At 70.1% G+C, this 10,324-nt stretch carries 11 protein-coding genes; all 11 read left to right on the top strand.

What is annotated here, in order from left to right; all coding sequences use genetic code 11:
• Positions 1–324 precede the first annotated feature (324 nt).
• The 11 genes from SGLAU_RS04565 to SGLAU_RS32780 all read left to right on the top strand — a co-directional run bounded on the left by SGLAU_RS04565 (position 325) and on the right by SGLAU_RS32780 (position 10,297).
• On the top strand, positions 325–930 hold the full coding sequence (locus tag SGLAU_RS04565; RefSeq protein WP_043498570.1) for a response regulator transcription factor: 606 nt from the start codon (positions 325–327) through the stop codon (positions 928–930).
• 570 nt (positions 931–1,500) lie between these two features.
• Positions 1,501–2,481: a hypothetical protein gene (locus SGLAU_RS04560; RefSeq protein ID WP_043498569.1), complete on the top strand. Its 981-nt coding sequence runs from the start codon at positions 1,501–1,503 to the stop codon at positions 2,479–2,481.
• Positions 2,482–2,604: 123 nt separating this feature from the next.
• Complete coding sequence (locus tag SGLAU_RS04555) at positions 2,605–3,483, top strand: diiron oxygenase (RefSeq protein WP_043498568.1); 879 nt, start codon at positions 2,605–2,607, stop codon at positions 3,481–3,483.
• Positions 3,480–3,725: an acetylxylan esterase gene (locus tag SGLAU_RS04550; protein ID WP_043498567.1), complete on the top strand. Its 246-nt coding sequence runs from the start codon at positions 3,480–3,482 to the stop codon at positions 3,723–3,725. Before SGLAU_RS04555 ends, SGLAU_RS04550 begins: the two co-directional genes overlap by 4 nt.
• Positions 3,722–4,549 carry a hypothetical protein gene (locus SGLAU_RS04545; protein ID WP_043498565.1) on the top strand — a complete coding sequence of 276 codons (828 nt, stop codon included), beginning with the start codon at positions 3,722–3,724 and terminating at the stop codon, positions 4,547–4,549. The genes SGLAU_RS04550 and SGLAU_RS04545 overlap by 4 nt, the downstream gene beginning before the upstream one ends.
• Complete coding sequence (locus SGLAU_RS04540) at positions 4,549–5,553, top strand: NAD(P)H-dependent flavin oxidoreductase (RefSeq protein ID WP_052413622.1); 1,005 nt, start codon at positions 4,549–4,551, stop codon at positions 5,551–5,553. The genes SGLAU_RS04545 and SGLAU_RS04540 overlap by 1 nt, the downstream gene beginning before the upstream one ends.
• On the top strand, positions 5,540–6,406 hold the full coding sequence (locus tag SGLAU_RS04535; protein WP_043498563.1) for an alpha/beta fold hydrolase: 867 nt from the start codon (positions 5,540–5,542) through the stop codon (positions 6,404–6,406). The genes SGLAU_RS04540 and SGLAU_RS04535 overlap by 14 nt, the downstream gene beginning before the upstream one ends.
• Positions 6,399–6,665: a phosphopantetheine-binding protein gene (locus tag SGLAU_RS04530; protein WP_043498561.1), complete on the top strand. Its 267-nt coding sequence runs from the start codon at positions 6,399–6,401 to the stop codon at positions 6,663–6,665. Before SGLAU_RS04535 ends, SGLAU_RS04530 begins: the two co-directional genes overlap by 8 nt.
• 10 nt (positions 6,666–6,675) lie before the next feature.
• The gene (locus SGLAU_RS32785) at positions 6,676–7,242 is read left to right on the top strand and encodes a 4'-phosphopantetheinyl transferase superfamily protein (RefSeq protein WP_052413621.1); all 567 of its coding nucleotides are present in this window, start codon (positions 6,676–6,678) and stop codon (positions 7,240–7,242) included.
• 59 nt (positions 7,243–7,301) lie between these two features.
• Complete coding sequence (locus SGLAU_RS04520) at positions 7,302–7,580, top strand: acyl carrier protein (protein WP_043498560.1); 279 nt, start codon at positions 7,302–7,304, stop codon at positions 7,578–7,580.
• Positions 7,577–10,297 (top strand): aminotransferase class III-fold pyridoxal phosphate-dependent enzyme, encoded by a 2,721-nt coding sequence (locus SGLAU_RS32780; RefSeq protein WP_052413620.1) that lies wholly within the window; start codon positions 7,577–7,579, stop codon positions 10,295–10,297. The genes SGLAU_RS04520 and SGLAU_RS32780 overlap by 4 nt, the downstream gene beginning before the upstream one ends.
• The last annotated feature ends 27 nt before the right edge of the window (positions 10,298–10,324 follow it).

The raw sequence follows: 10,324 nt of genomic DNA, 5'->3' as shown, positions 1-10,324 counted from the left end.
GTGCCGGGTGCTGGCGGGCGCGGATCGAGCGCGATAAGTTCTCAGCCGGCTCGGGCCGTCAGGGTAATCCGGAATTCGACATTCTGTTAATAAGGCCGGAACGCGGGGTGTCCCGCCGCCGTCGATGATCGCCATTCGGCGGTGGCCGTCCGTCCTGCCGAAAACCGCTTGTGAGCTGCGCTTCCGCGATCCTTGCGGGGGGTGGCGGGCGACGGCCGGCAGGTTGAGCGATAAACGATCAGAGGCGTCCCCGGCGAGAGGGGGTCGAATTTTCGTACACGTATGATAAGGTCGGGCGGTCCCAGTTGATGAAGGGGGAGTCGAGTGGGAATCGATGTCTTGGTCTTCGACGACCTGCATTTGTCCCGATCCGCACTCACTGCACTGCTCGAACAGCGCGACGAGATCAGGGTCGCCGCTTCCGTGGACAGCAATCTCGCCGCCCTGGAGTTCGCCGAGTTACATCGCCCCGACGTGGCGATCATCAGCTTCGAAGGCCGAGACAACGAAACGATCGAAATCGCCGAGAAGATAGCGAGCCTGCCGCACTGCCGGACCCTGCTGCTCGCCACCGCGTGCACCCGCTCGGTCGTTCGCCGGGCCTTCACCGGAGACATCGCCGGCATGGTCCGGCGCAGTGCCTCACCCCGCCGTCTGTTCGAGGCCATTCACCTGGTCCACCAGGGCGAGCGGGTCTTCGACCCCGAGCTGACCGTCGCGGCCGTGGCCAACGGCGACTGCCCGCTGACGACACGGCAACTGGCGGTACTGGAACACCTCTCCCGCGGTGACACGGTCGTCGAGATCGCGGGCCAACTGTGCCTGTCCGAAGGAACCGTACGCAACTACCTTTCCTCCATGGTCACGAAGCTCGGCGCGCGCAACCGGATCGACGCCTTGCGCATCGCCCGGGACGCCCACTGGATCTGAGCGGGAGGGCGGCCGCGGGCGGCCACGCCGGTGGCGGAGATCGGCCGGTACCCGCTCCCGCGGGCCCGGCCGACGGGCCCCGCCAAGCTGACTCGTGGGTCACTTGACCACACCCACGACAGCAGACTACCGGCACACCGAAGCTCCGTCGGGCGAACGGGACTCGACAGGGTCCCGCGTCCCGGCGGAGCTTCTCCGCGCAGTCCCCGGCGGCCCCGCTCCGGACCTGTACGGACGGCGTCGCGGACCGGCCGGGACCGGGGTCCGCCGCGTCGGCGGCCGTCGGCGGTACCCCGTCCGGGGCGCCGGCGACGGCGCTCCCGGCCCGCCCCCGGCGAGGCCGCGCCGGACCTGTCAAGCATTAAATCCTCCGGTCCCTCCATGAAAAACGCACAGTGACGAATGTGGAGTGAACCTGTCTTGATGTGATCGCCGACTGCTAACGTCGGGAGCGCTTCTGGGGGTCCGGGCAGAGGGGGACTGGCGGATTATTCGTGGTTATTCACAAGTTCATGGAACGAAAGCATGCGCCGGTCGCCGGCGTGGTTATTCCGCCGGGGGAGATGGGTCGTGCCGTATCAAGCCGAAGCTGCCGGTAGTACGTCCTGGGAGAAGGTAGCGGATTCCATCGAGTTCATTCCTGCCGAGTATTCGGTGAAGTCTTTGCCGGAGTCGGTCGCGCGGGAGATGCTCGGGTGTGAGCCGGGGGATGTGGACCGGCTGGTCGGGGTGGGTCTGCCGTTCGAGGAGCGGGCCGGGGAGCGTTATTTCGACGCGAATGACCTGTACAACCTCGGTATGTATTCGGGTCGTTCGACGACGCAGCCGGAGCTGGCGTTCCGGATGCTGTTCCGGTTCGCGGGGCGGCCGGTGGAGGATCTGCTGCGGCCCAAGACGTGGGACGTGCGGGTCCGGCTGGAGTGTGTGGAGTGTGCCGGTGAGGCGCCGTGGCACTTCGAGGAGCCGGACGTGGTCCGGTTCGGCGGGCGGCTGGAGGATGTGTCGCGGCCGGAGCCGGGTGCGGGGTCGGCGCAGTTCGCGGCGCGGGTGACGACGACGGGTGCGCGCACGCCGATCGTGTCGCCGGTGCTGCGTGAGCTGGTGCGGGAGTACCTGGAGGCGGGGTACCGCTGGCAGATGATCCCGGTGTCGATGCAGTCGGATGTGGAGCTGGTGCACAAGCTGGGGGCGACGAGCTGTATCGCGGCGAGTCTGTTCCTGGCCGAGCGGTTCCGTGCGGCGGGGTACCGGGCGCAGGCCAAGCGTGGCTGGTTCTGTGGTGTGCTGGGTGGTGCGCTGGATCTTCCGCACGCGTGTGTGGAGGTCGTGGACGACGACGGTGCGCTGCGTACGGTCGACATCGCCAAGGCGCAGCTGGCCGCGCGGCTGCCGGACGACACCGAGGCGTTCCGGGAGCTGTGCCTGGGGTCGGTCTACAACAAGGTGATCCCCTCGACCGCGTCCGGCAACGAGCCCTTCGGCCGTCATGAGTGCGGCTCACCGCGCCCGGCCGAGATCCACGCGGACATCCGCGCCGTCCGCCGGAGCTGACGTCCCGGACCACCGCACGCGTTTGCACGGGTGCGGCGTGACCGAATCCCGCACCCCACCGCCCAGGTCAGAACCTGGTGCCTTGCACGGGGAATCCTGCACAGGGAAAGGCGAGTGAAAAAAATGGCGGTACGTGAGATCGAGCCGGTTCACCTGAACCTCGACCGGCTGGAGCAGCTGGCGGAGTCCGGCTATTACAACCCGTACACGATGTTCGACTGGCCCGACAAGATCGAGCCGGACATGCCGTGGATGAGCGAGAGCCTGACCACGCTGGCGGGGACGCCGATGTGGGACGAGCTGACGCGAGAGCAGCAGCTGGCGCTGACCCGGTACGAGGCGATCAACTTCTTCAGTCTCAACATCCACGGGATCCGTGAGCTGATGAGCGAAGTGGTCATGCGCATCCACGAGAAGACGTACGCCAACGTCTCGGAGTTCCTGCACCACTTCATTGGTGAGGAAAACGAGCACATGTGGTTCTTCGCGCAGTTCTGCCTGCGGTACGGCGGCAAGCTGTACCCGGCGCAGCCGACGCTGAAGGCCGACTCGGTGGAGCACCTGTCGCCGGTGGCGCGCGAGATGATCGTGTTCGCGCGGATCCTGATCTTCGAGGAGATCGTCGACTACTACAACGCGCACATGGCGACCGACCAGTCGCTGCCGCCCATCGCGCGGGAGATCAACCGGGTCCACCACCAGGACGAGAGCCGGCACGTCGCGTTCGGCCGGATGATCTTCACGAACCTGCTCGGACAGGTGGCCAAGCGCGACCCCGACGAGGTTCCCGTGGTCGCCGAGTACCTGGAGAACTACCTCCAGTACAGCATCGGCACCCTCTACAACCCGGCCGCCTACCGCGACGCCGGTATCCCGGACGCGCTGTCGCTGCGGCGGCGGGCGCTGGAGCACCCCGCCCGCGTGGCGGCGCACGACGAGGTCCTGAAGCGGACCCGCAAGTTCCTGTCCAAGGCCGGCGTCGGTAGGGAAATCGTCAAATGACCGATCAACTCCAGGCGGTCCGGGAGTTCATCCTCGGCCGCAACCCCAAGCTCGGGCAGGTGCCCGACGACCTGGACCTGATCGACAGCCGGGCCATCAACTCACTGGCCTTCGTCGAGTTCATCTTCCTGCTGGAGGAACTGACCGGCGAGCCGATCGATCCGGAAGACGTGGACCTGGACGACTTCCGCACCCTCAACGCGATCGAAGCCCGATTCTTCAAGCGGAAAGCGGCACGATGACCACAGCAACCGACAACGGCTTGAGAGTTCTCGACGGCGGACAGCTGCGACTGCTGCGGGCCATCGACTCCGTGTTCCGCCGCCTGGCCGACGGCTGGGACGCCCCGGAGTTCCGGTTCCCGTTCCTCATGCAGTGCCGGGACCTCGACATGTTCGACTACTACGACAACTTCCCGCACCTCGGCCTGGCCGCCACCCGCCTCGACCCGGACCGCGTCGCCCCCCTGCTCGCCGAGTCCGACCGGCCGCTGGAGCGCATCCCCACCGAGGTGATGCAGCCGACCGGGTTCGCCCTGCCGTCCGCGGCCTGCTACGCCATCTACGTCGAGCTGGCCGGCAGCGCCCTGCCGGCCGAGGGCGCGATGCGGACCACGCTCGGCACCTGCTTCCGCAACGAGGACCACTACGACGGCCTGCAGCGGCTGCTCGGCTTCTCCATGCGGGAGATCGTCTGCATCGGACCCGAGGACGTCGCCAAGAACCACCTGCTGCGCGCCAAGGACGCCGTGCAGACCCTGTGCGCCGAACTCGGCCTCGACTTCGAGATCGAGGTCGCCACCGACCCGTTCTTCGACAAGAACAGCGGCAAGGCCAAGATGCAGCGCCTGTTCCCGGTGAAGGAGGAGTTCGTCGTCAACGGCCTGGCGATCGGCTCCGTCAACTACCACCGCAACTTCTTCGGCGAGCGCTGCGGCATCCAGGCCGGTGACGCCACGGCCCACACCAGCTGCCTCGCCTTCGGCCTGGAGCGCTGGGTGCACACCCTGACGGAGCGGTTCGGCGGCACCGACGCCGCGGTGGCCGCGGTGGAGAGTCTGGGCTGATGCGTGCCTCCCTGGCGCAGGTCCTCGGCCTGGATGTGAGCCTGCTGCAGTCGGGCATGGGCGGTGTCGCGGGCACCGAGCTGGCGTGCGCCGTGTCCGAGGCCGGCGCGGCGGGCTGTGCGGGCGGCTACAAGCTGGTCGGTGCCCCGCTGTCGGCCATGCTCGGCCGGCTGGCCGAGGGCACCGAGCGGCCCGTCGGCGTGAACCTGATCCCGGAGGTCGTCGGGCCGGACGAGCTGGACCGCCAGCTGGCCCAGGTCCTCGACGAGACGCCGGACCGCGTGCACGTGTCCCTCTTCGGCCTGCCCGACGACGCGGTGCTCGACCGGGTCGTCGCCGCGGGGCGGGACCTGGTCGTGCAGGTCGGGACCGTCGAGGACGGGGTGCGCGTCGCCGAGCGGGGCGGCGTGGTGGTGGCCCAGGGCACCGAGGCCGGCGGCCACCTGCTCGGCACCTCCCTCCGGGACGAGCTGGTCACCGCGCTGCGCGAGCGGCTGCCGGACGCCTGCCTGGTCGCCTCGGGCGGGATCGGCTCGCCCGCCGAGGCCGCCCGCGCCGTCGCCGCCGGAGCCGACGGCGTGCTGCTCGGTACGGCCTTCGTCGTCGCGCACGAGTCGCGGGCCCACCCGCGCTTCAAGGCGGCCGTGACCGCCGCCGACGAGTCCGACACCGTGATCACCGATGTGTACGAGATCGGGTGGCCGGGGCGGCGGCACCGCGTGCTGGCGACGCCCGTGACCGACGATCCGGGGCAGCCCAAGAAGTTCATCGGCAAGACCGTGGTCGAAGGAAAGCCGTATCTCGTGCCGCGCTTCAGCGCGGCCGTGCCCACCGACGCGACCAGCGGCCGGATCGAGGAGATGGCGATGTACTGCGGCATGTCCTGCAGCGCGCTCTCCGACGAGATATCGGCGGCCGACGTCGTCGCCCGGTTCGCACGGGTGCTCCCGGGCGCCGGAGTCGTACAGACCGAGAAAGGACTGGAAAGCAATGTCAGCCGCTGAAGCCCTGGAGCAACTCGACCTCCAGTACCCGGAGGACCTGCCGCGCGTCACGACCCGCGAGGGCGTCGAACTCTATTACGAGTCGCGCGGTGAGGGCCCGGCCATCACCCTCCTCAACAACTTCTTCATCACCAGCCCGCTCTGGCGCGCCTTCACCCAGGACCTGGTGCGCGACTTCCGGGTGGTGAGCTACGACCTGGCCAACCACGGCCAGTCCTCGAAGCTCGACAAGGAGCCCACCTGGGAGGAGCACGGGGCGGACCTGATCGGTCTGCTCGACGCGCTGGGCATCGAGTCGACCTACCTGGTCGCCAGCTCGGCCTCCACCCAGCTCGCCCGTGACGTGGCGCTGGCCCACCCGGACCGGGTCAAGGGCCTGGTGCTGGCGGGCCCGGTGTTCGGTCTCACCGGCATGCGGCGCCACCGGCAGCTCAACCGGGCGTGGCTGCTGACGCTGAAGAACCACGGCATGGCCGCCCTGTACGGCCACATCTACCCCGAGGTGATCAGCGGGGAGATGAACGAGGAGGGCGGCACCCCCGGCTTCCTGGGCTTCCGCGAGGCGTTCCTCGCGATGTCCACCCCGGAGGAGCTCGCCAACGGCCTGGCGCTCGTCCAGGAGGGCGACACCAGCCCCGAGCTGCTGTCGCGGATCGCCGCCCCGACGGTCATCGTGCTCGGCGACGACGACATCCTGCTCACCCCGTCGCGCGGCCACGAGCTGGCCAAGCTGTTCGGGAACGGCCGCTGCGAGATCATGACGAACGCCGGCCACGTGCCCTTCCTGGACGACCCCGAGACGTTCCAGTCGATCGTCCGCAGGTTCGTCGAGGAGACGGAAGCGAATGTCTGACACGGCGGCGATCACGACGGACGAGGTCAAGCAGCGGATCAGGGAACTGCTGGCCGACCTGTTCGGCAGCGACCGGTTCGTCAGCGACGTGCCGGACACCGTCTCGCTGCGCGAGGCGGGGCTGCCCTCCACCGCGCTGGTGAGCCTGCTGGTGGCGATGGAGGACGCGTTCGGCTTCGAGTGGGACGACGACGTCGAGCCCGAGGTCCTGCGCTCGATCGAATCACTGGCGGGGCACGTCGTGGCACTGCGCGGCTGAAGGACGGACGGTGGCGGTCGAACTGGTGATTCCCGCGGGAGTCGCACCGGGGACAACGCTGGCCACCTGCCCGGTGCCGTGGCCGCACGGACGGGCCGAGCAGTTCGCGGCGGGCCGTCGCGCGGCCGCCTCGGCCCTGGCCGCGGCCGGGTCGGCCGACCGGATCGTGCCCCGCGATCCCGACGGCCGGCCGCGTTTCCCGCGGGGCTATGCGGGTTCCATCTCCCACACGGATCACCTGGCCGTCGCGGTGGTGGCGGCCGGCGCCGAAGCCGTCGGCGTCGACATCGAGACCGCGGCCATCAAACCCCGGACCGCCGCCTTCGTCCTGCGGGAGCGGGAGCGACGGACGCTGCTTCCGCCCGCCGGGGCGTACACCCCGCGGGAGCTGTTCGCCGCCAAGGAAGCGGCCTTCAAGGCCCTGAACGGCATCGGCGGACTGGGCGACTTCCTGTTCTGGCGGATCGAGCTCGACCAGTCCGACGGCGCGCTGACCGCGTCGTACCGAGGCGAACCGGTACCGGTGTGGGTTCGCACGGAGGCAGATCTTTCGTTCGCCGTGGCGATACGGCGTTGAACTCTGACGATTCGCCTTGTCCTTCCGAGCCCGCATCGGCCGAAGGAACAGTGCATCGAATGGGGGAAAAGAAGGCAATGAATCGCGATATTCACGAGGTCGTCGATGAACTGTTCCGTCGCCGACTACAGGTACCCGAACTCAACCCCGATGTCCCGCTGGTGGACTACGGCCTCGACTCCGTGCGTTCCATCGATCTGATCGTCGAGATGGAATCCGAGTTCGACGTGCATATCTCGGACGAGCAGGCGGCCGAGATGCGGACACTGCGGGACGTGGTGGATCAGGTCACCGCGTCGCTGACGGCGCGGGCCGGGCAAGGAGGCAGTGACGCATGAACGCCGATGACCTTTTCGCGCGGTACGCCCGCCCGGAACTCGCCCGCCTCTTCCGGGCGCTCAACCTGGACGTGACCTACGAGGCCGGCCAGGGCGACCACCTGACCCGCCGGTCCGCGGACGGCTCCGCGGCGGGGGAGCGGGTGCTGGACCTCGTCGGAGGCGCGGGCGCCTCGCTGTTCGGCCACAACCACCCGGCGCTGCTGGAGGTGGCGCGCCGGTGCCTCGACGAACAGACCCCGTTCAACGCCCAGGGCAGCATCCGCCCGGGCGCGGCCGAACTGGCCCGGCGCCTCTCGGAGATCGTCGGCGCCACCACGGGCACCGGTTACGTGGTCACCCTCGGCAACACCGGCGCGGACGCGGTGGAGGCCGCGGTCAAGCACGCCACCGTCGAGCACCGGCGCCGGCTCGGCGCGCTCGAGGAGGAGACCGAGCTGGCGCTGCGCCGGGTGCGCCGCGACGGCATCGCGGACCTTCCCGTCGCGAGCGGACCCGCGGCCGGCCGGCCCTGCGCCGAGGTGCTGAGCGAGACGCTCGACCGGATCTCCCGGCTGCGGGGCGCGGACCCGGTGTTCGTGTCGCTGCGGAACGCCTTCCACGGCAAGTCGACCGGCGCCGGCACGCTGACCCACGGCGGCAACGTCCCCGAGGACCTGCACGTGCCGGGACCGCGGCACCGCCGGCTGTACGACTGGGCGCCCGAGGCGGTGCGCGGCGCGCTCGACGCCGAACGCGTCGCGGTGCACACGGTCACCGTGGACTCCGCCGGGGTCCCGCACTCCGCCGAGCGGCAGCTGTCGCCGGTGGCCGCCTGCTTCGCCGAGCCCATCCAGGGCGAGTCCGGGGTCCGCGAGGTCCCCGCGGAGACCCTGGCCGCGCTGCGCGAACTGGCCGACCGCCACGACGCGGCGCTGGTCTTCGACGAGATCCAGTGCGGCATGGGCCGTACCGGCACCTTCCTCGCCTCCGAGGACTCCGGTGTGGTCGCGGACTACTACCTGCTCTCCAAGTCCCTCGGCGGCGGACTCGCCAAGATATCCGCGCTGCTGGTCGCCGAGAAGCGGTACGTGGCCGACTTCGGCCGCCACCACACCTCCACCTTCGCCGACGACGACTTCTCCTCGCGCATCGCGACGGCCGCGCTCGACCTGGCCCTCTCCTACCGCGAGCGGGTCACCGAGATCGGCACGCTGCTGCGCGACCGGCTGACCGAGGTGGCCGCCAAGTGGCCGGACGCCATCGTCGAGGTGCGCGGACGCGGGCTGCTCCTGGGCGTCGAGTTCGCCCTGCCGCAGCCCGAATCGGCGCTGCTGCGCGAGGTGTTCGACACGGAGTCGCTGGGCTACCTCGTCGCGGGCCGGCTGCTGCACACCCACAGCATCCGCGTCATCCCCACCCTGTCCGCCCCCACGACGGTGCGCGTCCAGCCGTCGGCGCTGCTCGAACCGGCCGACGTGGACCGGGTCGCCGCCGCGTTCGACGAGGTCGCGGGCCTGCTCTCGCGGGGCGAGTACGCGACGGTGCTGGAACACCTGGCCGTTCCTGCGGCCGGCGCCTGGCAGCCGCGCCAGCATGTCCCGCTGCCCCGCCGCGACCGGCCGGCCCCCGGCACGGACCGGTCCGACGTGCCGCGGGTGGCGTTCCTCGCCAACCTCGACAGCCCGAGCAAGCTGCGCGCCATGGCACCGGAACTGGCCTCCTGGTCGGACGAGCAGTGCGACGCGACCCTCGACCGGGTGTGGGGCGAGATGGACCCGTTCGAGGTCGCCCGGCACCGGGTGACCTCCGAGGCCCAGGGCACGGTCGAGGTCATCATGGTGGCGGTGCCGTTCACCGCCGCCCAGGCCAACGCCGCGCTGCGGGCCGGGCAGGGGGCGTGGCTGCGCCGCACCGTGCTGGAGGCGGTGGAGCTGGGCGTCTCGCTCGGCGCCGGCGTCATCGGCCTCGGCGGCCACACCTCCATCGTCACCAACGCCGCGCGGGACGTGGTGGAGCACGACGTCAGGGTGACGTCGGGCAACTCGCTGACCGCCGCCTGCGCCTACGACCTGCTGCGGCTGACGCTGGCCGAGTCCGGCGCCGGGGACCGCAGGGTCGGCCTGGTCGGCGGCATCGGCAACATCGGCTCCGTGATGGCCGAACTCATCGCACCGCACTGCGACTCGATGGTGCTGGTCGGCCGGCCCGGATCCGCCCGGCGGCTGAAGACGGTCGCCGACCGGCTCTCCCCCCTGGTGGACGTGTCGATCGCCGAGGACATGGACGCCCTGCGGGACTGCCCGACGGTGGTCAGCGCCACCAACTCGGCGGACCCGGTGATCCTGCCGCACCACCTCGCCGGTGACCGCAAGGTCCTCGTCTGCGACCTCGCGGTGCCCGGCGACGTCCACCCGGCGGTGGCCGCCCTGTCGAACGTCACCCTGGTGTCCGGTGGCCGTATCCAGCTTCCCGGCCTGCAGACCCCGCACTTCCCGGGCATCACCCTGCCTCCGGGGATCCTCTACTCCTGCATGGCCGAAACGATCCTCCTCGGCCTGGAGCCGGAGACGCCGAGCCCGTCCTACGGCGGTCTCGCCTCGGCGGGCGTGCTGGCCGCCCGGGACCTGGCCGCCCGGCACGGGTTCCACCCCGCGCGCATCGTCTCCGACGACGTGTCCGTGCAGCCGTGGATCGTCGATCAGTTCAGCAGCACTATCGAGGAGCACATCGGATGACCGCACTGCGTCCGCGATTCCCGAGTA

Origin of the sequence: Streptomyces glaucescens, from assembly GCF_000761215.1 — a bacterium.
Classification (GTDB): Bacteria; Actinomycetota; Actinomycetes; order Streptomycetales; family Streptomycetaceae; genus Streptomyces; species Streptomyces glaucescens_B.
Note: the sequence above shows the minus strand (reverse complement) of the source record. Positions and strands in the feature narration are given on the sequence as shown.

Coding starts and splice junctions, on each gene's coding strand:
- SGLAU_RS04555 (WP_043498568.1), top strand. CDS start 2,605: ATGGCGGTACGTGAGATCGAGCCGGTTCACCTGAACCTCGACCGGCTG.
- SGLAU_RS04550 (WP_043498567.1), top strand. CDS start 3,480: ATGACCGATCAACTCCAGGCGGTCCGGGAGTTCATCCTCGGCCGCAAC.
- SGLAU_RS04545 (WP_043498565.1), top strand. CDS start 3,722: ATGACCACAGCAACCGACAACGGCTTGAGAGTTCTCGACGGCGGACAG.
- SGLAU_RS04540 (WP_052413622.1), top strand. CDS start 4,549: ATGCGTGCCTCCCTGGCGCAGGTCCTCGGCCTGGATGTGAGCCTGCTG.
- SGLAU_RS04535 (WP_043498563.1), top strand. CDS start 5,540: ATGTCAGCCGCTGAAGCCCTGGAGCAACTCGACCTCCAGTACCCGGAG.
- SGLAU_RS04530 (WP_043498561.1), top strand. CDS start 6,399: ATGTCTGACACGGCGGCGATCACGACGGACGAGGTCAAGCAGCGGATC.
- SGLAU_RS04520 (WP_043498560.1), top strand. CDS start 7,302: ATGGGGGAAAAGAAGGCAATGAATCGCGATATTCACGAGGTCGTCGAT.
- SGLAU_RS32780 (WP_052413620.1), top strand. CDS start 7,577: ATGAACGCCGATGACCTTTTCGCGCGGTACGCCCGCCCGGAACTCGCC.